This is a genomic window from Streptomyces sp. NPDC048462, from assembly GCF_043200175.1.
Classification (GTDB): domain Bacteria; phylum Actinomycetota; class Actinomycetes; order Streptomycetales; family Streptomycetaceae; genus Streptomyces.
The window spans coordinates 91,876-114,532 of sequence record NZ_JBICXG010000009.1 but is presented as its reverse complement, the minus strand read 5'-3'; the positions used below and the strand labels follow the sequence as shown (position 1 = coordinate 114,532).

23 protein-coding genes are annotated in these 22,657 nt (G+C 70.9%); 13 read left to right on the top strand and 10 right to left on the bottom strand.

Annotation, left to right across the window (positions count from 1 at the left end; genetic code table 11):
• Window positions 1-4: 4 nt before the first annotated feature.
• The 4 genes from ACGFU6_RS17510 (at window position 5) to ACGFU6_RS17495 (ending at window position 3,133) form a co-directional block, all read left to right on the top strand.
• Window positions 5-475, top strand: a complete 471-nt coding sequence (locus tag ACGFU6_RS17510) for a MarR family winged helix-turn-helix transcriptional regulator (protein WP_393611710.1) — start codon at window positions 5-7, stop codon at window positions 473-475.
• Window positions 472-1,944 (top strand): MFS transporter, encoded by a 1,473-nt coding sequence (locus ACGFU6_RS17505; protein WP_393611708.1) that lies wholly within the window; start codon window positions 472-474, stop codon window positions 1,942-1,944. The genes ACGFU6_RS17510 and ACGFU6_RS17505 overlap by 4 nt, the downstream gene beginning before the upstream one ends.
• Window positions 1,941-2,519, top strand: a complete 579-nt coding sequence (locus ACGFU6_RS17500; RefSeq protein ID WP_393611707.1) for a cysteine hydrolase family protein — start codon at window positions 1,941-1,943, stop codon at window positions 2,517-2,519. The genes ACGFU6_RS17505 and ACGFU6_RS17500 overlap by 4 nt, the downstream gene beginning before the upstream one ends.
• A gap of 68 nt (window positions 2,520-2,587) precedes the next feature.
• Window positions 2,588-3,133 (top strand): hypothetical protein, encoded by a 546-nt coding sequence (locus ACGFU6_RS17495; RefSeq protein ID WP_393611706.1) that lies wholly within the window; start codon window positions 2,588-2,590, stop codon window positions 3,131-3,133.
• A gap of 207 nt (window positions 3,134-3,340) precedes the next feature.
• Here ACGFU6_RS17495 and ACGFU6_RS17490 read toward each other — a convergent pair whose 3' ends face one another.
• Window positions 3,341-3,496, bottom strand: a complete 156-nt coding sequence (locus ACGFU6_RS17490; RefSeq protein WP_393611704.1) for a hypothetical protein — start codon at window positions 3,494-3,496, stop codon at window positions 3,341-3,343.
• A 216-nt stretch (window positions 3,497-3,712) separates the two neighbouring features.
• The gene (hppD, locus tag ACGFU6_RS17485) at window positions 3,713-4,858 is read right to left on the bottom strand and encodes a 4-hydroxyphenylpyruvate dioxygenase (RefSeq protein WP_393611703.1); all 1,146 of its coding nucleotides are present in this window, start codon (window positions 4,856-4,858) and stop codon (window positions 3,713-3,715) included.
• A 134-nt stretch (window positions 4,859-4,992) separates the two neighbouring features.
• On the opposite strand from hppD, the gene ACGFU6_RS17480 reads away from it, so the two are divergent.
• From ACGFU6_RS17480 to ACGFU6_RS17445, 8 genes are all read left to right on the top strand, one after another.
• Complete coding sequence (locus ACGFU6_RS17480; RefSeq protein ID WP_123525751.1) at window positions 4,993-5,466, top strand: Lrp/AsnC family transcriptional regulator; 474 nt, start codon at window positions 4,993-4,995, stop codon at window positions 5,464-5,466.
• A 16-nt stretch (window positions 5,467-5,482) separates the two neighbouring features.
• A complete protein-coding gene (locus ACGFU6_RS17475; protein ID WP_393611701.1) occupies window positions 5,483-6,130 on the top strand; it encodes an ABC transporter permease in 648 nt (215 codons plus the stop codon).
• The gene (locus tag ACGFU6_RS17470; RefSeq protein WP_393611699.1) at window positions 6,123-7,385 is read left to right on the top strand and encodes an ABC transporter ATP-binding protein; all 1,263 of its coding nucleotides are present in this window, start codon (window positions 6,123-6,125) and stop codon (window positions 7,383-7,385) included. Before ACGFU6_RS17475 ends, ACGFU6_RS17470 begins: the two co-directional genes overlap by 8 nt.
• Window positions 7,382-8,272 carry an ABC transporter permease gene (locus tag ACGFU6_RS17465; RefSeq protein ID WP_393611697.1) on the top strand — a complete coding sequence of 297 codons (891 nt, stop codon included), beginning with the start codon at window positions 7,382-7,384 and terminating at the stop codon, window positions 8,270-8,272. The genes ACGFU6_RS17470 and ACGFU6_RS17465 overlap by 4 nt, the downstream gene beginning before the upstream one ends.
• A 56-nt stretch (window positions 8,273-8,328) precedes the next feature.
• Window positions 8,329-9,342 (top strand): glycine betaine ABC transporter substrate-binding protein, encoded by a 1,014-nt coding sequence (locus tag ACGFU6_RS17460; protein WP_393611899.1) that lies wholly within the window; start codon window positions 8,329-8,331, stop codon window positions 9,340-9,342.
• A 114-nt stretch (window positions 9,343-9,456) separates the two neighbouring features.
• Entirely contained in the window at window positions 9,457-10,083 is a 627-nt protein-coding gene (locus ACGFU6_RS17455; RefSeq protein ID WP_393611696.1) for a helix-turn-helix domain-containing protein, read from the top strand.
• 80 nt (window positions 10,084-10,163) lie between these two features.
• On the top strand, window positions 10,164-10,394 hold the full coding sequence (locus ACGFU6_RS17450; RefSeq protein WP_393611694.1) for a hypothetical protein: 231 nt from the start codon (window positions 10,164-10,166) through the stop codon (window positions 10,392-10,394).
• Between the two features lie 3 nt (window positions 10,395-10,397).
• Window positions 10,398-11,753: an MFS transporter gene (locus ACGFU6_RS17445; RefSeq protein ID WP_393611693.1), complete on the top strand. Its 1,356-nt coding sequence runs from the start codon at window positions 10,398-10,400 to the stop codon at window positions 11,751-11,753.
• On the opposite strand, the gene ACGFU6_RS17440 is transcribed toward ACGFU6_RS17445, so the two are convergent.
• The 4 genes from ACGFU6_RS17440 to ACGFU6_RS17425 all read right to left on the bottom strand — a co-directional run bounded on the left by ACGFU6_RS17440 (window position 11,683) and on the right by ACGFU6_RS17425 (window position 17,643).
• Window positions 11,683-12,471, bottom strand: a complete 789-nt coding sequence (locus tag ACGFU6_RS17440) for a S16 family serine protease (protein WP_393611692.1) — start codon at window positions 12,469-12,471, stop codon at window positions 11,683-11,685. The genes ACGFU6_RS17445 and ACGFU6_RS17440 overlap by 71 nt on opposite strands.
• A gap of 391 nt (window positions 12,472-12,862) precedes the next feature.
• On the bottom strand, window positions 12,863-13,504 hold the full coding sequence (locus ACGFU6_RS17435; RefSeq protein ID WP_024489166.1) for an IclR family transcriptional regulator: 642 nt from the start codon (window positions 13,502-13,504) through the stop codon (window positions 12,863-12,865).
• A gap of 337 nt (window positions 13,505-13,841) precedes the next feature.
• Window positions 13,842-15,860 carry a hypothetical protein gene (locus tag ACGFU6_RS17430; protein WP_393611690.1) on the bottom strand — a complete coding sequence of 673 codons (2,019 nt, stop codon included), beginning with the start codon at window positions 15,858-15,860 and terminating at the stop codon, window positions 13,842-13,844.
• A 157-nt stretch (window positions 15,861-16,017) separates the two neighbouring features.
• Window positions 16,018-17,643, bottom strand: coding sequence for a hypothetical protein (locus tag ACGFU6_RS17425; protein WP_393611689.1), 1,626 nt, complete (start codon window positions 17,641-17,643; stop codon window positions 16,018-16,020).
• Window positions 17,644-17,917: 274 nt separating this feature from the next.
• Between ACGFU6_RS17425 and ACGFU6_RS17420 the strand changes: the two genes are divergently transcribed.
• A complete protein-coding gene (locus ACGFU6_RS17420) occupies window positions 17,918-18,469 on the top strand; it encodes a hypothetical protein (RefSeq protein ID WP_393611687.1) in 552 nt (183 codons plus the stop codon).
• 77 nt (window positions 18,470-18,546) lie between these two features.
• Here the strand turns inward: ACGFU6_RS17420 and ACGFU6_RS17415 are convergent, their stop codons facing one another.
• From ACGFU6_RS17415 to ACGFU6_RS17400, 4 genes are all read right to left on the bottom strand, one after another.
• Complete coding sequence (locus tag ACGFU6_RS17415) at window positions 18,547-20,328, bottom strand: DEAD/DEAH box helicase (RefSeq protein WP_393611686.1); 1,782 nt, start codon at window positions 20,326-20,328, stop codon at window positions 18,547-18,549.
• A gap of 165 nt (window positions 20,329-20,493) precedes the next feature.
• Window positions 20,494-20,862 carry a type II toxin-antitoxin system death-on-curing family toxin gene (locus ACGFU6_RS17410; RefSeq protein WP_393611684.1) on the bottom strand — a complete coding sequence of 123 codons (369 nt, stop codon included), beginning with the start codon at window positions 20,860-20,862 and terminating at the stop codon, window positions 20,494-20,496.
• Entirely contained in the window at window positions 20,862-21,059 is a 198-nt protein-coding gene (locus ACGFU6_RS17405; protein ID WP_124723270.1) for an Arc family DNA-binding protein, read from the bottom strand. Before ACGFU6_RS17405 ends, ACGFU6_RS17410 begins: the two co-directional genes overlap by 1 nt.
• Before the next feature lie 32 nt (window positions 21,060-21,091).
• Window positions 21,092-22,573: an MFS transporter gene (locus ACGFU6_RS17400; protein ID WP_393611682.1), complete on the bottom strand. Its 1,482-nt coding sequence runs from the start codon at window positions 22,571-22,573 to the stop codon at window positions 21,092-21,094.
• Window positions 22,574-22,657 lie beyond the last annotated feature (84 nt).

The following is a 22,657-nucleotide window of genomic DNA, read 5'->3' as shown; positions in this document are numbered from 1 at the left end:
ATCCATGCCCACGAACCCCGGACCGCAGCAGTCCGCCGCCACCGCGCAGCGTCTGAACGACTCGATGAAGCGGCTGCGCGCCCGGCTGCGCACGGAGTCCGGGCAGCACTCGACGGGTCTGACCGCCACGCAGCTCGGCGTGCTGGCGGGCGTCGTCCGGGAAGGCCCGGTCACGGCGGCCCGGCTCGCCTCGGTCGAACACGTCAGCGCGCAGGCCATCGCGCAGAGCCTGGCGGTACTCAAGGGCGCCGGCCTCGTCCGCAGCGAGCCCGATCCGCAGGACGGGCGCCGCAAGCTGATGCGCCCCGCCCCCTCCGCGACCGAGCTGATCGAGAAGCTGCTCACGGGGCGCTCGGCCTTCCTGGCGCGCGCCCTGGAGAAGGTCGTGGCGCCGGACGAACTGGCCGACGTGGAGAAGGCGATCGAGCTGCTGGACCGGCTGGCCGCCGCCGACCTCAGCGACGGCAGCATATGAGCGCGCCCGCCACCCGGCCCTTCGCGCCGTCCTTCACCGCCCCGCTCTACGTGGGCTCCGCCCTCAACCCCGTCAACAGCTCCATCATCGCGACGGCCATGGTGCCGATCGCGCACGAGCTGGACGTCCCGGTGGGCGCCACCGGGGTACTGGTCTCCGCGCTCTACCTGGCCAGCGCCGTCGCGCAGCCGACGGCGGGCAAGCTGGCGGAGGTGTTCGGCCCGCGCCGGATCTTCCTGTCCGGCATCGTCCTCGTACTGCTGGGCGGTGTGGTCGGCGGCCTCGGCCAGGACCTGGCGGCGCTGACCGTCTCCCGGGTCCTGATCGGCATCGGTACCTCGGCCGCGTTCCCCTGCTCGATGGTGCTGATCCGGCGCCGCGCCCGGGACGCCGGGCTGGACGGCCCGCCGGGCGGCGTGCTCGGCGGGCTCGCCATCGCGGGCATGGCCACCGCCGCCGTCGGCCCGCCCATCGGCGGGCTCCTGGTCGGGGCCGCAGGCTGGCGCTGGGCCTTCCTGATCAACATCCCGGTCACGCTGATCGCCCTGGTCATGGCCCTGCGCCGGCTGCCCGAGGACCCTCCGTCGGACCGCGCGCACAGGGGGTTGCGCCAGGTCTCCCGCCGGATCGACCTGCCCGGGATCCTCGGCTTCGCGTCGTCGATGACCGCGCTCGTCATCTTCCTGATGAGCCTGCCGGAGGCCCGCTGGGCGGCCCTCGCCGTCTTCGTCCTGGTCGCGGCGCCCACCGCCCGGTGGGAGCTGCGTGCGACGGCGCCGTTCTTCGACTTCCGCCAACTGGCCGCCAACGGCGCCCTGACCCGCACCTACCTGCGCCAGGCGCTCACGCTGCTCGGCGTCTACTCGGTGATGTACGGCCTGACCCAGTGGATGGAGGCCGTCTACGGGCTGTCCACCCTGCAGGCGGGTCTGATGCTGCTGCCGATGGGCGCCGTGTCCGCCCTGCTCTCGCGCCCGCTCGCCCGCCGCAACCTGGTGCGCGGACCGCTGGTCGTCTCGGCGGCGACCATGCTGGTGGGCTCGCTCGGCATCATGCTGCTGACCTCCGGCAGCCCCGCCGTCACGCTGGTCCTGGTGTCCCTGGTCTTCGGCGTCACCAGCGCCACCACCACGATCGGCAACCAGACCGCCCTGTACCTGGCGGCACCACCCGACCAGATCGGAACCGCGTCGGGCCTCTTCCGCACCTTCGGCTACCTCGGCACCATCACCTCCTCGGTGATCGGCAGCATCGTCTTCCGCGACGGTGCGAGCGACCACGGACTGCACCGCCTGGGCCTCGTACTCGTCGCCGCCGGCATCGCCGTCCTGCTGCTCACCACCCTCGACCGCCGGCTGATGCGCCGCCCGGCGGACCACCCCCCGAAGACCACCGACACCGCCCCCCACACCAACGCTGCCGGCACCGAACCGGCGGCAGCCACCCCGCACAAGGAGACCCGCACATGACTATCGACCCCGAGCACACCGCGCTGCTCTCGATGGACTTCCAGCAGGGGGCCCTTTCGCGCATCCCCGACCCCGACGCCCTGATCGACCGGGTCAGTGGCGCCATCGCCGCCGTACGCTCCGCCGGCGGCACCATCGGCCACGTCCGCGTCGCCTTCACCGAGGACGACTGGGCGTCGGCCCCGCAGACCAACAAGACCTTCGGCGCGGTCGCCGCCGCCAAGCTGATGCACCACGAGGACAGCACCACGCAGATCGACGCCCGCCTCGCCCCCGAGGACGGCGACATCGTCGTCCGCAAGATCCGCATCGGCGCGGGCTCCACCACCGACCTCCACGAGCAGCTGCGCGACCGCGGCATCGACACGCTGATCCTGGCCGGGATCAGCACCGGCGGCGTCGTACTGTCCACCCTCACCGACGCCGTGGACCGCGACTACCGGGTGTACGTCCTGTCGGACGGTGTCACCGACCCCGACCCCGAAATCCACCGGGTCCTGGTCGACAAGCTGTTCCCGGCCCGCGCCCACGTCATCGACACGGACGCGCTGCGTACGCTGCTGCCGTCGGCCTGACGGGGGCCCGGGGCCGCCTGTCGGCGCACCGTGACACACTCCTCCCGCACCCTTGGGAGGGAACGGCAGTGAGCAGAACGAAGTGGGCCGCCGTGGCGGCAGCGGTCATCGCGCTCGGAGCCGCGGGCTGCGGCACGGGGGCCGCCGGCGCCGGAGCAACGGCCGGGGGAAAGCCGACGTCGCCCCGCCCCGAGGGCACCGGGCCTCTCACGTACGACGACGTACGCACGGACCTCACCACATCTGCCGCGGACGCAGGCGTTCCGGAGAACGAACCGGGATTCGGGCAGCGCGTGCACGGGGCCCCCTCGGACGGCCCGCCACGGGCGTGCGCCGCCGGATTCAAGGGTTTCGGATCCACGAGCACGCCGTTCGACCTCGTCCGCTTCCAAGCACTGGTGGGCGAGCTGCGCGAGCGCGACTGGCAGCGGTCCCGGGAACGGGATCCCAAGGCCCGGGCCGCCCATGGCGAGACCCGGGTGGTCCTGAAGCAGCGCGGCTGGACTCTGGTAGCGAATTACCTGGACGTCCCGGAGGAAGGCGTGATCACCCTGTCGGGCTTCGAGGACGCGTGCATGGAGAAGGACGGCGAGGACGTGGACCGGCCCGCCTGACCCTACGGGGAGCACACCCACCGCGCGCGGCACGCTCCACGTCCCAGCCCGCCGGGGTGACCGCTCCCATGACCGTCGGACAGGACCCGCATGCCTTGTGCGTCGGCTGCCTCCGCACCCTCGCGGGTGAACGCATCCCCTGACGCCCGCCGACCTGATCTCGCTGCTGGGCAAGGCCGCGCCGGAGCTCGTCTCCCTCCGAGGCCGTCACGCAACCGGCGAGAACACCATCCGCGCAATGGCCGTCAGGATCAGCACCACCGGGATGGCAAACCACCAGCGCCGAAGACGTACAAGTGCGACGACGCCCCCGGTGACCGCGACGGCCAACAGCTCGGCCACCAGAGCGAAGACGGTCATCATCCGGGCGGTGTCCGTGACTGTGCTGCCCCAAGCCGCTCGCCACCCGAGCCGCCGGCCCCGAGCTCATCGACGCCCGGAGCACCCTCGACGCCGCCCGGTGGCGCGAGGCCGGGTGGACGACCCGCGCGCTCGGCTGCCCCTGACCCACCCGCGCCGAGTGATGCGACGGGCGGGCCGGAAACCTCCGGCCCGCCCGTCGCAGTCGCCCCGTACCCCTCAGAGGTTGCCGCGGCGCTCCTGCTCGCGCTCGATCGCCTCGAAGAGGGCCTTGAAGTTGCCCTTGCCGAAGCCCATCGAGCCATGGCGCTCGATCATCTCGAAGAAGACCGTCGGCCGGTCCTGGACCGGCTTGGTGAAGATCTGGAGCAGATAGCCGTCCTCGTCGCGGTCCACGAGGATCTTCTCCTCGCGCAGGGTCTCCACGGGCACCCGGGTCTCGCCCGCCCACTCGCCCAGGGTGTCGTAGTACGAGTCCGGGGTGTCCAGGAACTGGACGCCGGCCGCACGCATCGCGCGTACCGAGGCGACGATGTCGTTCGTGGCGAGCGCGATGTGCTGGACACCGGCGCTGCCGTAGAACTCCAGGTACTCGTCGATCTGGGACTTCTTCTTGGCGACGGCCGGCTCGTTGATCGGGAACTTGACCTTCAGCGTGCCGTCCGCGACCACCTTGGACATGAGCGCGGAGTACTCGGTGGCGATGTCGTCGCCCACGAACTCCTTCATGTTGGTGAAGCCCATGACCTTGTTGTAGAAGCCGACCCACTCGTTCATCCGGCCGAGCTCGACGTTGCCGACGCAGTGGTCGATGGCCTGGAAGGTGCGCTTGGCGGGCGGCTCGACGATGGGGTCGGCCGAGGCGTAGCCGGGGAGGTAGGGGCCGTCGTAGCCGCCGCGCTCCACGAGGGTGTGGCGGGTCTTGCCGTACGTGGCGATGGCGGCCAGGACGACCGTGCCGTGCTCGTCCTTCACCTCGTGCGGCTCGGTCAGGCCGAGGGCGCCGTGCTCGACCGCGTAGGCGTACGCGGCGCGGGCGTCCGGGACCTCGATGGCCAGGTCGACGACGCCGTCGCCGTGCTCGGTGACGTGGTCGGCGAGGAAGCGGCCGTGGTCGGTGGCCGGCTTGATGACGGAGGTGAAGACGAAGCGGGCGGAGCCGGTGGTCAGGACGTAACTGGCCGTCTCGCGGCTGCCGTTCTCCGGTCCGGAGTAGGCGACCAGCTTCATGCCGAAGGCGGTCGAGTAGTAGTGCGCGGCCTGCTTGGCGTTGCCGACGGCGAAGACGACGGCGTCCATTCCCTTGACCGGGAAGGGGTCGGCCTGCCGGGCACTGTCGGGGGTGCTGTGCATCGTCTCAGTCATGCCCGAAGGTTCTCCCCGCTTCGCAAGGTGCGCAACAGTTCGCGAAATCACTGGGCAGCCTGTGCAGTGGATGGCCATGATGGGCGGGCTATCTGTACACACTGACCATCATTACGACGCCCCGGAGGCAGACCTTGGCGATCGACCGGCTGGACGGGCGGCTCATCGTGCTGCTGGCGCGTGAGCCCAGGATCGGCGTACTGGAGGCTTCACGCCGGCTCGGCGTGGCGCGCGGGACGGTGCAGGCACGTCTGGACCGTCTTCAGTCGAATGGCGTCATCCGCGGATTCGGCCCGGACGTGGACCCGGCGGCCCTCGGCTACCCGGTCACCGCCTTCGCGACGCTGGAGATCAAGCAGGGTCAAGGAGCCGACGTACGGGCGCACTTGGGCGGCGTACCGGAGGTGCTCGAACTGCACACGACCACCGGGCACGGCGATATGTTCTGCCGGCTCGTGGCCCGTTCCAACGCGGATCTTCAACGGGTGATCGACCTGGTTGTCGGATTTGATGGCATTGTCCGGGCCTCCACGGCCATCGTCATGGAGAACCCCGTACCCCTGCGCATCATCCCCCTCGTCGAACAGGCGGCGGAGGACATCGACTGAGCCGAGGAGTGCCGAGTTGAGCTTCTGGGAGTATCTGGACAATCGGCACCAGCAGCTGCTCACCGACGCGTTCCAGCACGTCAGCGCAGTGTTCCAGTGCATGGTCATCGCGACGGTGCTGGGCGTCCTGATCGGTGTCGTCAGCTATCGCAGCGGCTGGGGCGGCTCGCTGGCGATCACCTCGACGGCGACCGTCCTGACCATTCCGTCCCTCGCCGCGATCGGCCTGCTGATCCCGCTGGTCGGACTCGGGGTGGCGCCGACCGTGATCACGCTGACGCTGTACGGGCTGCTGCCCATCGTCCGGAACTCCATCGTCGGGCTGCGCGGCGTCGATCCGGCGCTCGTGGACGCGGCGAAGGGCATCGGGATGTCACGGGTCGCCCGGCTCCGCAAGGTGGAACTGCCGCTCGCCTGGCCGCCGATCCTCACCGGCATCCGGGTCTCCACCCAGATGCTGATGGGCATCGCCGCCATCGCCGCGTACGCCTCCGGGCCCGGACTCGGAAACGAGATCTTCCGCGGGATCGCCTCGCTGGGCAGCGCCAACGCGATCAACCAGGTGCTCGCGGGCACGCTCGGCATCGTCGTACTCGCCCTGCTCTTCGACGCCGCGTACGTACTGCTGGGGCGGCTCACCATCCCGAGGGGGATCCGTGTCTGAGACCGCGGCGGAAGCCGAACCGAAGTCCGCCGCCAACGCGACCTCCGGCGCCACCATCCAGCTGGAGAACCTGAGCAAGCTCTACCCGGGCAACCCGAGCCCGGCCGTGGACAACGTCTCGATGGACATCAAGGCCGGCGAGACCGTGATTCTCGTCGGCCCGTCCGGCTGCGGGAAGTCGACGACCCTGAAGATGATCAACCGGCTGATCGAGCCGACCTCCGGCCGGATCAGGATCGGCGACGAGGACGTCACCGACATCGACCCGGTGAAGCTGCGCCGGAAGATCGGGTACGCGATCCAGTCGTCCGGGCTCTTCCCGCACATGACGGTCGCGGAGAACATCGCCCTGGTACCGAAGATGATCGGCTGGTCGAAACCGAAGGTGAAGGACCGGGTCGAGGAGATGCTCGATCTGGTCGGGCTCGATCCGCGCGAGTTCCACGGCCGCTACCCGCGCGCCCTCTCCGGCGGTCAGCAGCAGCGGGTGGGCGTGGCACGGGCGCTGGCCGCCGATCCGCCGGTGCTGCTGATGGACGAGCCGTTCGGCGCGGTCGACCCGATCACCCGCGACCACCTCCAGGACGAGCTGATCCGGCTCCAGCACGAGCTGCACAAGACCATCGTCTTCGTCACCCATGACTTCGACGAGGCGATCAAGCTCGGTGACCGGATCGCCGTGCTGCGCGACCACTCGCACATCGCGCAGTTCGACACCCCGGAGGCCATCCTGACCAACCCGACGGACGACTTCGTCTCGGGCTTCGTCGGGGCCGGCGCGGCGCTGAAGCGGCTCAACCTCACCCGGGTACGGGACGTGGAGATGGCCGAGTTCCCGACGGTCTCGGTCGACGACCCGCTCCAGTCGATCTTCAACAAGCTGGGCAGCGGCCCGCACAACGAGCTGCTGATGCTGGACCGCAGGAGCCGCCCCTACAAGTGGCTGCGGCGCGGCGACCTGATGCGGGCCCGGGGTTCGCTGGCGCGGGCCGGGCAGCTGGTGCACGACACGGTGACCAGGGACGCGACGCTGCACGACGCGCTGGAGGCGGTGCTCACCGACAGCGGCGGCCGGGTCGCGGTGACCGGGCGGCGCGGCGAGTTCATCGGAGTCGTCGACATGCACACCCTGATGAACTCCGTGCACGAGCTGCTGGAGGCCGACCGGCTCACCGCCATCGAGCACCAGCACGAGCTCCAGGAGCTGCGCACCCATGAGGCCGTGCAGGAGCTGGAGGGCGGTGCGGACGTATGACTCCCAGCTCTCGCTCCCCCTCCCCTTCCAGCCCCGGCCCCACCGGTCCGGTCCCCGCGTCCGACCGGGACCGCCCGCCGGGCGAGCACGACGTCAAGGGCCACGCCTTCCGCGACGAGGAGGAGGAGCCCCCTCCCCCGGCCCGGCGGGCCCGCCGGATCACCTGGCGCAAGCTGGTCCTGGTGCCGGCGGCGCTCGGGGTGGTCCTGGTCGTCACCTACGTGTGGATCAACAACGTCCACCTCGACGCCATCGCGGAGAACTCACTCGCGGGCGACACGGTCCAGCTGCGCTGGTGGCAGCACGTCAGGCTGACCGCCATCTCGACCTTCTGGGTGCTGATCATCGCCATCCCGCTGGGCATCGCACTGACCCGGCGGGGGCTGCGCAAGGCCGCCCCGGTGGTCACGGCGATCGCCAACATCGGGCAGGCGACCCCGGCGATCGGTCTGCTGGCGCTGCTGGTGATCTGGCTGGGCATCGGCCCCTCGACCGCGATCACGGGCATGGTGATCTACGCGGTGCTGCCGGTGTTCTCCAACACGGTCGCCGGTCTGAAGGCGATCGAGCCGACCCTGGTGGAGGCCTCGCGCGGCATCGGAATGTCGGCGATGGGGACGCTCACCAAGGTCGAACTGCCACTCGCGGTGCCACTGATCCTGGCCGGGGTACGGACCGCGCTGGTCCTCAACGTGGGCACGGCGACCCTGGCGACGTTCGGGGGCGGCGGCGGGCTCGGGGACCTGATCACCTCGGGCATCCAGACCCAGCGGATGCCGGTGCTGGTGCTCGGCTCCGTACTGACGGTGGTGCTGGCGCTGCTGGTGGACTGGCTGGCCTCGCTGGTCGAGGTGGCGCTGACGCCGCGCGGACTGGAGACGGGGTGATGGGCCCGGTGGGGAAGCGGATGAGTCGCAGGGTGCGAATGAGGGATGGGGTGCCGATGAGGAATGGGGTGCGGACGGGTCTTGTGGTGCGGGCCGGGCAGCGGGTGCGGGTCGGGCTGGTGGGGGCGGTGGCGCTGGCCCTGGCGCTCTCCGGATGCGGCCTCAAGAGCGGGTCCCCGATGGTCGACGACGTGAAGCCGGGGTCCGTGGGCGCGGGCGAGCCGCTGGACGGCGCCTCGCTGACCGTCACCTCGAAGAACTTCAGCGAGAACATCATCCTGGGCCAGATGATCGGCCTGATCTTCAAGGCCGCCGGGGCCGAGGTGCTCGACCGGACGAACCTGCCCGGGTCGATCAGTGCGCGCGAGGCGATCCGCCAGGGCGACGCCGATGCGATGTACGAGTACACGGGCACCGCCTGGATCACCTATCTGGGCCACTCGAAGCCGATCGTCAGCCCACTGAAGCAGTGGGAGGCGGTACGCGACGCGGACCGGACGAACGGGGTGACGTGGCTGCCGCAGTCCACCCTCAACAACACGTACGCGCTCGCCATCAGCAAGAAGAACAACGCGAAGTACCACCTCAAGACGCTCTCCGACGTCGCCGCGCTCTCGAAGAAGGACCCCTCGGCGGTGACGATCTGCGTGGAGAACGAGTTCGCCTCCCGCAACGACGGGCTGCCGGGCATGGCGAAGGCGTACGGGATGTCGATCCCGGGCGGCAACATCAAGAAGATGGACGCCGGGATCGTCTACACACAGGTGTCGAAGTCCAACTCCTGCCTGCTGGGTGAGGTGTTCACCACCGACGGCCGGATCAAGGCGATGGACCTCGACGTGCTGACGGACAACAAGCACTTCTTCCCCAACTACAACGCGGCACCCGCCATCCATACCCCGACCTTCGAGAAGTACCCCGTGATCGCGGCCCTGCTGGACCCGCTCAGCGCGCGGCTGACCACGGAGGTGGCGCAGCAGCTGAACGCCAAGGTGGACGTCGACGGCGACGACCCGCACGAGGTGGCGAAGGACTGGCTGGTCGCGGAGGGGTTCATCAAGGAGGGCTGAGCGCCGCAGGAGCGAGTGGCGTGCGAGCGCCGGACGAGCGTGCCGGACGAGTTCCAAAGAAGATGTTGCAAAGGTACTGTTGCAAAGGCTTCTTTGTAACTCTATGGTTGAGGCATGGCAGACAACGAGGCCGGCCCCAACGGCAGCCCGGACAGCACTCCGGCAGGCACCCTGAACATCCACATGGTCAACGCCCGCACCCTGCGCGGACTGGCCCACCCCCTGCGGCTGCGGCTGCTGAACACCCTCCGGGAGTTCGGGCCGGCCACCGCGTCCGGCCTCGCCGACCGGCTCGGCGAGTCGAGCGGTGCCACCAGCTACCACCTGCGCCAACTCGCCTCGTACGGACTCGTGGAGGACGACCCGGAGCGCGGCAAGGGCCGCGAGCGCTGGTGGAAGGCCATCCACCTGGGCACCGCCTTCGACAGCACCGCCGACTTCCTCCACGACCCCGACCCGGAGGTCCGCGGCGCCATGGGCGTGGTGCTGCACGAGGTCGCCACCGTGCACACCCAGGAGCTGAACACCTGGCTCGGCACCATGCAGGACTGGCCCGAGGAGTGGCTCCGCTCCTACGACCTCAGCGACTTCAAGGTGCGCCTCACGCCCGAACTCTCCCTGGAAATGGCGGAGAAGATCCACGACCTCATCGACAGCTACCGGGACCGGGTCCCGGAGGGCACCGAGGGATCCGCCGTGGTCCGCACCCACCTGCACGTCTTTCCCCGCCCCGCCGAGTGACCGCACGCCGGACCGCACGACCGGCCGCGCGCCCGGCCCACCGACCGATTGGCCTGACCGACCGAGGGGACCACCGAGTCATGCATCCCGAGACGCACCTCCAGCTGCACACCATCCGTTCCGCCGAACTCCAGCGCCACGCTGCCGAGTTCCGCCTGACCCACCCCCGTACCGGCATCGACACCGACGCCACCCCTCCCGCCCCGCGCATGGACATGCGGACCCGACTGGGCTGGACCATGGTCGAGTTGGGCCTGCGCCTGCTGCCGGAGCAGTCCGGCGCGCCCTCCCGCGCCCCTCGACCGGCGTAGTCCGTGGACGGGGGGAAGAACACCCGCAACCGCCTGCCGCTCGTCGTGGTGCTGGCCGCCAACTCCATATCCACCGCAGGTACTTCACTCACCCTGATCGGCGTCCCGTGGTTCGTCCTCGAAACCACGGGCAGCGCGGGCCGGGCCGGGGTCGTCGCCTTCTGCGCGACCCTCCCGATCGTCGTCTCCGCCCTGATCGGCGGGCCCGTCATCGACCGGATCGGCCGGCGCCGGGTCTCCGTCGCCTCCGACACGGTGTGCGGACTCGCCGTCGCGGCGGTGCCGTTGCTCCACTACGCCGACGCGCTCGCCTTCTGGATGCTCTGCGCCCTGATGGCCGTCAACGGGCTGTTCCACACGCCCGGCAACACCGCCCGCTACGTCCTGGTCCCCGACCTCGCCGAACACGCCGGCACCACACTCCCCCGCGCCGCCAGCCTCTTCGACGCGGTCTCGCGCGGGGCCAGGATGGTCGGCGCGGCGCTGGCCGGGGTACTGATCGCGCTGGTCGGCGCGGAGACCGTACTGCTGCTGGACGCGGCCACCTTCCTCACCTCGGCCGCGCTCATCGCGGCAGGGCTGCGGGGCGTGCGCGCGGCCGAGCCGGTCACGACCGCCGAACCGGTCTCGCTGCCCACCTACAAGCGTGAACTGCGCGAGGGCTACGCCTACTTGTTCGGGAACCGGCTGCTGCTGGGCGTCGTGGTGATGGTCCTGTTCATGAACGGGACCGACCAGGGCTGGAACGCCGTACTACTGCCGGTGCACGCCTCGGGCGAACTGGGCGGGGCACGTGACCTGGGGCTGCTCACCGCCCTGTTCGGGGCGGGCGGCCTGACCGGTGCCCTGCTGTACGGGGCGGTGGGACACCGCTACTCGCGGCGGGCCGTGTTCAGCGTCTGCGTGATCCTGTGCGGGGCGCCGAGGTTCCTGGTGGCGGCGCTGACCGGCACGACGTTGCCGCTGGCCGTGACGATGGTGCTGAGCGGGGTCGCGGGCGGCGTCCTGAACCCGATCCTGACGACGGTGATCTACGGCAGCGTCCCCGACGCACTGCGCAGCCGGGTCTCCGGAGCGATCACCGCCGGCTGCGAGCTGGCCATGCCGGTCGGCGGCCTCGCGGCCGGGCTGCTGGTGGAGAGCGCGGGCGCCTCGGACGCGCTGCTGGCGATGGGCGGGTGCTACCTGCTCGCGACGCTGAGCCCGCTGGTCTTCCCGGCCTGGCGGTCGATGGACGACGAACCGGGCGCGGGGACGGGTGAGCCCCCGGGCCCTGCCCGGCCGCCGGTCAGCAGCTCGGGACCTCGCCCCCGTGATCCAGTGCCCGCAACGAGGAAACCGCGCCCTTCAGGGTCGTGACCGGGATCAGCCGGAGCCCGTCGGGGAGCTCGGCGTGCGCCTCCTTGCACTCCGCCTTCGGTACGAGGAAGACGCTCGCCCCGTCCCGGCGGGCCGCCTGGGTCTTCAGGGAGACGCCGCCGACCGCGCCGACCTTGCCGTCCGCCTGGATGGTGCCGGTGCCGGCGATGTTGCGGCCACCGGTGAGATCGCCCCCGGAGCCGTCGCCGTCGAGCTTGTCGACGATCCCGAGCGCGAAGAACAGGCCCGCGCTCGGACCGCCCACATCGGCGAGGTGCAGGGTGACGTCGACGGAGCCGGGCTTCTTGCCGAGGTAGTTCAGCGCCGCGTCCACGGCCGAGTCCTGCGACTGCACCATGTCGTCGAGGTTGTGCTTCTCGATCTCCTTCTCGGAGCCGCCGGTCGGGTACACGGAGTCGCGGGGCATGACCGCCCGGTCCGTGCGGAACCAGCTGTCGATCACGTCACTGATCCCGACTTCGGCGTCGGGTCCGGTCGCCACGATCGTCGTCATCCGCAACTGGCCCTTGGTGGGCCGGGTCGGGGTGCCCTCGATGGTGATCACCGGTGCGCCGTGATCGTCCCCGAGCACGTTCGCCGTCGTACCGGGCTGCGCCAGCGTGAACGGCAGCGGCGCGAAGGCGGCCACTCCGAAGAGGGCGAGCACGGGCAGGGCGCAGAGGGCGAGGGTGCGGGGGCGCGAGAGACGTGTGAGCACCCGCCCAATCTAACCGGCCCCACCTGTGTGGGGCGCGCCACAGCCCGTTGGGCAGAGGGGATACGGCTGCCGCAGGCGCACGGCGGCCGGTCCGGGGCCGTGCAGGGGAGTCCCCGCAGGACGACGAACGGATACCCGGGTCCCTTCGCGTACCCGCCGAACGTTCGTCGTCCGAGGAGACGCCCCGGAGGGGCACCGGACCCCACCCACGAACAGCGGTGCACCCCACGGGGCAACCCGCACAAACCCAGCCCGTCCGGCGCTTGAGGACGGACGGACCCCCGCGCCACACCAAGCCCGTCCGGCGCTTGAGGACGGACCCCCGCGCCCCGGACCCGGGCATGGCCAAGCACCGGGCCCACCCCAGGCACCCGCACCCCGCCGCCCGCGCCTAGCGAAGCGCGTCCGCGACCTCCCGGGCCGCGTCCACGACCCGCGGCCCGACCCGCTCCGGGACCGCGTCCGCCAGCATCACCACACCCACGCTGCCCTCGACCCCCGTGACCCCCATCAGCGCGGCCGCCGCACCGCTCGCCCCGGCCTCCAGCTCGCCGTGGGTGAGGGTGAACGCGGTCTCGCCCACCGGCTTCTGCCGGGCCGCGAGGATCGCGCGGCCCGCGGCGCCCCGGTCGAGCGGGTGACGGAAGCCGGCCCGGTACGCCACGTGGTAGTCCGTCCAGGTCGGTTCGACCACCGCGACGGCCAGCGCGTCCGTGCCGTCCACGAGCGTGAGGTGGGCCGTGGCCCCTATGTCCTCCGCCAGGGAGCGCAGCGCGGGCAGCGCGGCTTCCCGGACGAGCGGATGCACCTGCCGGCCCAGCCGCAGCACGCCCAGGCCGACCCTGGCCCTGCCGCCCAAGTCGCGTCGGATCAGGGTGTGTTGCTCCAGGGTGGCGAGCAGACGGTAGACCACTGTGCGGTTGACGCCGAGTTTGTTGGACAACTCGGTGACCGTCAGTCCGTGGTCGGTGTCGGCAAGCAGTTTGAGGACACGCAGTCCTCGGTCGAGCGTCTGCGAGGTCTCCGCGGTCACGACGCCCTCTCCTCTTTGGTGAGCGGCGGCGGCTGGTTCCCACGGATTGTGCGTCACCGGTCCCAGCGGCGACGCACGGAGAGGCCGCCGGCCTGGCCAAGGCACCGGCTGCGCTCCGCGGCGGCGCTGCCACGGGGCGTTCACATTTTTGGGACAGTAGCGAGCGAGTCCGCTCAGCGGAAGACCTCGTCCAGAATCCGGGCGCCTGCGGAAAAGCGCTTGTGTCTCGCGAGCATAAGTGCCGGTCAGCGGGGCGTCGGCCGGATGGCCCGTATCTACGCGCGTCCATGTCGGCCGACTCCCTCGCGACGCTCCGTACACCAGAGGTGAACCAGCGTTAACTCACCGTGAACAATTGCTGCACGGTTTTACCGTTCACGAGCACTTCGCAGGCCCGGATCGACTTCGTCGCCGGGTCCCGGACGGTGAAGTTGAGGGCGAAGGTGCCGTCGAGGCCGATGATCCGGGTGACGTAGGAGTCGGACGTCTGCCTGCCGTCCGCGGTGCGTCCGGTCACGGAAACCGTGGCGACGGGCGCGAAGCCTCGGCCGCTCACCTGGACCACCGTGCCGACCGGTCCTTCGGGCGGTGAGAGCGCGAACGACGGCCCGGCCGGGACCGTGCCGTCCTGGACGGTGAACACGGCCGTCTCGGTGCGCGGGTTGACGAGGACCTCGCGGACCCGGATCGCGACGGTGTCGGCCGCGTTGACGGTGAACGTCTGCGAGAACGCCCCGTCGAGACCGACCACCTTGGTCCGCACCGGGTCGGAGGTCTGTGAGCCGTTCGCCCGCAGTCCGACGATCGACACGGTCGCCACCTTCGCGAAGCCCTGTCCCAGGACGGTGACCGAGGTGCCCTTCGGGCCGGCCGCCGGGGTGAGGACGAGGTACGTCGGCGAGACGGTCAGCTGGGTGAGGGCCTCCGCGCTGCCGGCGGTGACGCGGAGCGCGTACACGGCGCGCGGGGTGGACCCGGCGACGGTGACCGTGCCGGTGAGCTTGCCGTCGGCGGTGATCCGGAGGGTGGAGCCGCTGATCCGGGCCGCGTCGCAGCCGCTGCCGTCGGCGGCGCACAGCGCGGCGGCCGGGGTGACGCCGGACGGCCAGCCGTCGCCGGAGACGCCGATGGACCCGCCGGGTTTGACCTTGGCCGCGCCTGCGGAGAGCGTCGCGGTGGCCTCGGTCACGGTGAACGGCGTGGTCAGTACGGTCGCCGGGTCATTGCCCTCGTCGACCTGGACCGAGGCGATCGCGGGGTCCGAGACGGTGAAGTCGACGCTGAACTTCCCGTCGGGCCCGCTCTTCACGTAGACGGCGGTGTCGTCGAGGGTCGCCCCGCTCGCGTCGAGGCCGACGGTGTTGATCCACCGGTCCTGGAAGTAGTTGCTCCCGGTGACGGCGATGACGCTGCCGACCGGTCCGCTGCTCCGGGACAGCGCGATCGCGCGGGGCCCGTCGGGGACGTAGGCCCGGACGGTCAGGGGCGCGGTCGCCTCCTTCGTACCGTCGCCGACCTTCACGAGGTACGAGCCGTCCGGCACTGCGCCCGCCCCGGCGAGCACGGCGTTGCCCGTCAGCTGTCCGGAGCCGTCGATCGCGAGGGTGGAACCGGCGAACTTCGCGGGGTCGCAGCCGCCGCCGTCCGCCGCGCAGAGCGACGGTACGGGGGCGGCGGACGGTGTCCACCGGCTGCCCGCCAGGGTGACCGGGGTGGACGGCCGCACCGGGGCGGCCGGCGCGATGAGCGTGGCCGGCTGTCCGGCGCTGCCCTCCACGGTGACGGTGCCGACGGACCCGCCGCCCGCGGTCACGACGCACGGGGTCTCGTAGGTGCCGCCGAGGACCTTCGTACGCGTGAGATTGCGCAGCGGGGTGAAGGAGACCGGGCCGCTCGCGTCGGCGGGGACGATGAAGTCGCCTTCGTACGGCGGGATCTCGATCGGTTTGCCGGACGGGATGTCGAGCGACACCTGGGGTCCGGTGACGGTCACGGTGCCGGTGGCGCCGCCGGACATGGCGAGGTCGAGGCTCGGGGTGGTGGGTACGTCGCTGAGGCTGAGCCCGCTGGTGGCGGGGGACGGGCCGAGCGTCACCCTGGCGTGGACCTTGCCGCCCGGGTCGACGACGTCGGGGGTGAGTTCGACGTTCATCTGCTGCGGCCCGGTCGCCTCGCCCTGGCCGGCCGGCAGGGTGCAGTGCACGGTCGGGGTCACCGTACCGGCGTGCGCGAGGGGGGCCAGGGCGGCGGATCCGCCGGTCCAGACGAGCAGGGTCGTGGCGCCGAGTGCGACGGCACGGCGTAATGCCGGGCCGCCCGGTCTTCTCGTACCGGCGGATCTGCGATGGGCGAACATACGGCTCCTCCAAAGGAAGCGGAATGCGAATGATCCGAATGATGAGAAAGTGAGCACGAAAACGAATGCGGATACGGTACGGAACGGGAAACGCCCGCCCGCTCCATTGCCGTATGGAGCAGACGGGCGTCCGGAAGGGCTTTCCCGGCGACCCCCGTTACAACAAGGTCAGGGTCAGGGTGGCGCTGTAATCTCCGGGCCGGGTGAATTCGGGAACGGTGAGGGTGAGACCGGCATCGGCGTCGAACCGGCCGCCGGTGAACGGACGTGATCCGTCCGGACTCATCCGGCAGAGGCTCGCCGCCCCGCTCCCCAGCGCGGCGGGCGATCCGGCCACCGGCACCCCCACGCTCCCCGCCCGCGCGGTGCAGGCGGGGGTCCACCGCACGGCGTCGGCCGGGATGGTGTTCCCGTCGGCGCTCCTGAAGCCGGTGAGGGTGGCGGTCAGTGACCATCCGCTGTTGACGCCTCGGGCGTCCTCCACCTCGACCCGGTTGAGCCGGGCCTGCTGGGCACCGGTGTCCGTGCCCAGCACCGTGGTGCCGAAGTCGACGGTGTCACCGGCCTGGGTCATGGACAGTGTCCCGGCCCTGACCTCGGTGGTCAGCCGCTGCCCGGCCGTGGAGCCGTCGCCGCCGCCCTCGGTGGTCACCGTGAACGGCAGTGTGCGTACGGTCGCCGGGTCGTTGCCCTCGTCGGCCTGGACGGCGGCCACGGCGTCGGAGATGACGGTGAACTCGACGGCGAAGGTGCCGTCCGCGCCGCTCTTGACGTAGACCGCGCTGTCGTCGAGCCCGGTGCCCGCCGCGTCGAGGCCGATGATGTTGATCCAGCGGTCCGGGTTGTAGTTGCGGCCGCTGACGGTGATCACGCTGCCGACCGGCCCGCTGTCGGACGACAGCGAGATCTCCCGGTTTCCGGCCGCGACGGCCTTGACGGTGAGGGGGGCGGTGGCCTCCTTCGTACCGTCGTTGACCTTCACCTGGTAACCGCCGTCGGGCACCGCCCCGGCCTCGCCGAGGGTCGCGGTGCCGGTGAGCGTTCCGTAGGAGTCGATCCGCAGGGTGTTCGAGGTGAACTTCAGCGGATCGCAGCCGCCACCGCCCGCCGCGCAGAGCGACGGTACGGGGGTGGCGTCCGGGGTCCACCGCGAACCGCGCAGCTTGACCGAGGTGCTGGGCCGCACCGGATCGGCCGGGGCGGTCAGGGTGGCGGGCTCGGAGGTGGTGCCCTCCGCCGTGACGGTGGCGACGCTGCCCACGTCACCGACGACGTCGCACGGTGTCTCGAAGACCGATCCGAGGACCTTGGTCTGGGTGAGGGTGCGGACGGGGGCGAGCGAGATCTCTCCGGAGGCGTCCACCGGGACCAGGAAGTCGCCCTCGTACGCGGGGATCTCGATGGGTTCCCCGGCCGGCACGTCCATGGTGAACTCGGCGCCCCGCACGGTGACGGTGCCGGTGGCCCCGCCGGACATCGCGAGGTCGAGGCTCGGGATGGTCGGCACGTCGTCCAGGGCGATGGCGCTGGTGGCGGGGGACGCCCCGAGCGTCACCCTGGCGTGCACCTTGCCGCCCGGAGCGACGACCGGGGGCGACAGCTCGACGTTCATCTCCTGCGGCCCGGTGGCCTCCCCCTGGCCTGCGGGCAGGGTGCAGTGGACGGTCGGGGTCACCGTGCCGGCCTCGGCCGCTGCCGCCTTCGCGTCGTACGGCGGAAGCGGCGCGGCGGCCCCGACACAGCCCAGCGACAGTACGAAGCAGGCTGCGAGCAGACCGGTCACCCCGGGTCTTCGTCGTCGGATCACCTGACACCCTTTCATGGCCCATTGATTGCGCACATTGAGGAGGTCACGTGCAGAGAAGTCAAGAGAGACCGAATTGATCCTTTCGGAAATGCCCGAAAAGCATTTCGGCACGCGTTTCCCGCGCATCCGTTGACATCTTCGAAGATCACCGTTTCACTGCACCCGACATGCCGGGCCCGGCACGCAGATCCGCAGGCTGGTACCGCTACAGCGAATCTGCGGAATTCAACCGGAAGGAGTTCCACCCGTCATGTCGATCTCCTCACGCCACACCCCGAGCCGAAGACGCCTGCCGCTGGTGGTGGGCGCGGCGTCCGCCGTCGGCGCGATGCTCGCGCTGTCGTCCCCGACGGCCTCGGCCGTCACCCCGCTCACCGCTACGGCGAGCTACGACTGCGGCTCCTGGGGCAGTGGTCTCGCCACCCTGACCGCCGCCGACTCGGGCACGAACAAGACCATCAAGATCACCTCCACGGCGATCACCATGCCGGTCGGCACGAGCGCCGACCCGAACAGCATCACCACGACGCTGAGCCTGACCAAGACCTCGGGCGGCGTCACCAGTCAGGTCCAGTTCTCCGCGAAGACCAACCCCGGCCTGAGCGGCGGCAACCCGATCACCCTCGGCCCGCTGAAGCTCACCTCGGGCACCCTCGCGGCCGGGAACAGCACCAATTCCACGGTGCTGCCCACTCCCCCGACCACCTCCAACTGGTCGCTGCGGATCGTGGCCTCGTCCCCGACGTCGGCCACCGTGCCGTGCGTGGCGACGTCCGTACAGTCCGCGCCATTCGTCTGGTAGCGGCCCGCGCATGACACCGGCCCGGAGCGGGGACGTCTGTCCCCGCTCCGGGCCGGTGCCCGCGCGCCGGTGGCGGCTCACGTCATGCGGGTGGCCCACTCCTGGACCTTCTTGATCCGCTGCTCGATCTGCCCGGCCGTGGCCTCCGCGCTCGGCGGCCCGCCGCAGACCCGCCGCAGCTCGGTGTGGATGACCCCGTGGGGCTTGCCGCTCTGGTGGGTGTAGGCGGACACCATGGTGTTCAGCTGCTTGCGCAGGCTGAGCAGCTGCTTGTGGGTGACCACCGGCCGGTCACCGGCCGGCTTCTCCAGCAGGTCGGCCTCGGAGGCCGGCTTCTGGCGGCTGTGCGCGATCTGCCGGGTCTGCCGCTTCTGGAGCAGCAGCTGCACCTGGTCGGGCTCCAGCAGCCCCGGGATGCCGAGGTAGTCCTGCTCCTCCTCGCTGCCCGGGTGCGCCTGCATGCCGAACTCGGCACCGTCGTACAGCACCCGGTCGAAGACCGCGTCGGATTCGAGGGCCTCGAAGGGCAGCTGCTCCTCGGTCTCCTCGTCCTCCAGCTTCTCCGCGTCGGAGAGGAGCTTGTCCTCCTCCGCGAACGGGTTCTCCTCGTCGCTGCCCTTCTTGGGCTTGTCGAGGACGTGGTCCCGTTCGACCTCCATCTCGTTGGCGAAGTCGAGCAGCATCGGGATCGTCGGCACGAAGACCGAGGCGGTCTCGCCGCGCCTGCGGGAGCGCACGAAGCGGCCGACGGCCTGGGCGAAGAAGAGCGGCGTCGAGATGGTGGTGGCGTACACGCCGACCGCCAGGCGCGGCACGTCGACGCCCTCCGACACCATCCGGACCGCGACCATCCAGCGCGATCCGTCGTCGGTGAACGTGTCGATCCGCTTGGACGCGGCCTTCTCGTCGGACAGGACGACGGTGGCCTTCTCGCCGGTGACCTTCTTGAGGATCTTGGCGTACTCGCGGGCCGACTCCTGGTCGGTCGCGATGACCAGGCCGCCCGCGTCCGGGATGCCCTTGCGGACCTCGGTCAGCCGCTTGTCTGCGGCGCTGAGCACGTTGGGAATCCAGTCGCCGGTGGGCGCCAGCGCGGTGCGCCAGGCCTGCCCGATGGCGTCCTTGGTCATCGGCTCGCCGAGCCGGGCGGCGATCTCGTCACCGGCCTTGGTGCGCCAGCGCATGTTGCCGCTGTAGCTGAGGAAGATCACCGGCCGGACGACGCCGTCGGCCAGCGCGTTGCCGTAGCCGTAGGTGTAGTCGGCCGACGAACGCCGGATGCCGTCGTTGCCCTCCTCGTACGCGACGAAGGGGATCGGATTGGTGTCCGAGCGGAACGGCGTGCCGGTGAGGGCGAGCCGGCGGGTCGCCGGGTCGAACGCCTCCTGGCAGGCCTCGCCCCAGGACTTCGAGTCACCGGCGTGGTGGATCTCGTCGAGGATCACCAGGGTCTTGCGCTGCTCGCAGCGGTTGCGGTGCAGCATCGGGCGGACGCCGACACCCGCGTACGTGACCGCGACCCCGTGGTAGTCCTTGCTCACGGGGCCGGCGCTGTAGTCGGGGTCGAGCTTGATCCCTATCCGGGCGGCGGCCTCCGCCCACTGCTTCTTGAGGTGCTCGGTCGGCGCCACGACGGTGACCTGCTGCACGACATGGTGGTGCAGCAGCCACGACGCCAGGGTCAGCGCGAAGGTGGTCTTGCCTGCGCCGGGGGTCGCGACCGCGAGGAAGTCGCGCGGCTGCTCCTGGATGTACCTCTCGAGGGCGCCCTGCTGCCAGGCTCGCAGCTTGCCGGCCGTACCCCAGGGGGCGCGGCCGGGAAAGGCGGGTGAGAGGTGGTGGGAGGCGGTAGTAGTCACGGTCTCCGGTTCGGGTCTCTCGGGTACGTGGGGTGCTGTCCGCACGGACCGGGACGGGCCCGCACGCGATACGACAACCGGGCCACCCTACCGGGGGGCGGGGTGGAACCCCGTACGAACCAGCCGTGGTTCGACGCCTCTGAGACCCGCTTCACAGAGGGCCGCCTACTTGGCGAACCCAGGCAGCTGCTCCGCGATCTTGGGCATGTCCAGCCCGCCCTGACAGACATCGAGGACGAACCGCTCGGCCTCGTCCACATCGAACGCGGCATCCAGTGGATGTCCGTTCATGTGCAGGAAAACCCAGGTCGCGTACCAGGCGATGCGTTTATTGCCGTCGATGAGCGCATGGTTGCGCGCGAGTGACTCCATCAACGCGGCAGCCTTCTGCCAGACGTCCGGATAGGCGTCCTGTCCGAAGACGCTCGACTGTGGACGGGCCAGTGCCGAGTCGAGCAGCCCGTAGTCACGCACCTCAGCCGTTCCGAGGCGCTCTGCCAGGTTGAGCAGTTCGGGCATGGTGAGGTACTGCATCAGGCGAGCCTCCGGTTGAGCTCCTCACTCGCCTTCAGCACATGTTCCGCCGCCTCGTTGAAGAGGCGTGAGTGTTCGTTTATGGCGGTGATCACCGCATCGTGAGCGAAGGACTGCATACTCCGTCCCTCTGCCTCGGCCCGTGCACGCAGGGCGTCCAGCTCTTCTTCGGTGAACCGCAGATTCAAACCAGCCATGAAATGATGGTACCGCCCAGTACCACGTGGTGCTACGACTCTGCCCGCACCCGCGTAGCCACCCACGCCCCCACCATCGCGACCCCCGCCATCGGCAGGAACACCACCACGAACGCCCCCGGGTGCGAGCCGGAGGCGCCCGCCTCGGCGGCCTCGTGCACGGCCCCCACCGCTCCCCCGCCGAGCGCGCCGAACGCCGCGCCGCCCGCCGCCAGCAGCAGGGCGTTGGAGAGCCCGTCGGAGATCTGCAGGGCCGCGGAGTTCGCCCCGGCCTCGTGGGGCGCGGACAGCTTCAGCAGCAGCACGCTGGTCGACGCGGTCACCGTGCCCATGCCGAGGCAGCCGACCGCCCAGGCCACGGCGACCGTCCAGACCGGCACCCCGTCGATCAGCACGGTGGGCGCCCCCGCGATCGCCACGGCGACCAGCACCATGCCGGCCACCATCAGCCGCTCGCGGTGCGGCTCCAGGCGGCGCCGGGACTGCAGGAACGAACCCAGCGCCCACGTCCCGCCACCGGCCGCGAGCGACAGCCCGGCCATCGTCGGGGACAGGCCGCGCTGAGTGACCAGCATCAGGGGGACGAACGACTCGGCGGCGATGAACGACCCGGCCGCCACCCCGCGCAGCAGCACCACCGAGGGCAGCCCGCGCGCCGCCCGTCCGGTGCCCCGGGGCAGCAGACCGCGCACCGCGGGGACGAGCAGGGCGATCCCCGCGGCGGCGGGCAGCAGCGAGAACCAGTTCCGCTCCTGCCCGGCGTACTGGAGCAGTCCCGCGCCCAGCGAGATGCCCAGCGCGAGCGCGATGCGCCGGCGGTCGAACGGCTCGACGGGCGCCGCCGGGTCGGCGGGCCCGGACGCCATCCGCCGGATCGCGGGCAGCGCGAGCGCCAGCGGGAAGACCACCAGCACCGGGATGCCGACGAAGACCCAGCGCCAGCCCAGGTGCTCGGTCACGCTTCCGGAGGCCAGTGGCCCGACGACGGACGGGATCACCCAGCTCGCGGCGAACCCGGCCATGATGGCGGGCCGCAGCGGCTCCGGGTAGGCCCGGCTGACCACCACGTACAGCGCGACGATCACCAGCCCGCCGCCGAGCCCCTGCACGGCCCGCCCCGCGACGAACATCCACATGGTGCCCGCGGTCCCGGACAGCAGCAGGCCCACCCCGAAGGCGGTGATCCCGGCGGCGAGCGGCCCCAGCGGCCCGCGCCGGTCGGCCCACTGGCCGGAGAGCACCATGGCGAAGAGGCTGGTGGTGAAGTACGCGGAGAACGCGAACGCGTACAGCGGGATGCCGTGCAGCTCGCGCGCGGCGACCGGCATCGCGGTCCCCACGGCGGTGGCCTCGAAGGCGATCAGGAAGACGACGGAGACGATGCCGATGCTGAGTGCCCGGTAGGTCCGCCCGAGGACCCCTTCCGCCGCCGTCGCGGCAACGGCTCTGTGCAGGTCAGCAGCGTCTTCGTGGCCGGCCGAGACCTCGGCGTCAGGCGGTTCCAGGGCGGTCATGAACCCTAGAGTAAGGGGCAAAATCCCCCCTGACCCCTGTCGTGAGTCGCTCCCGTTCTGGTCCCTTGGTCGTAGGACCGGTCG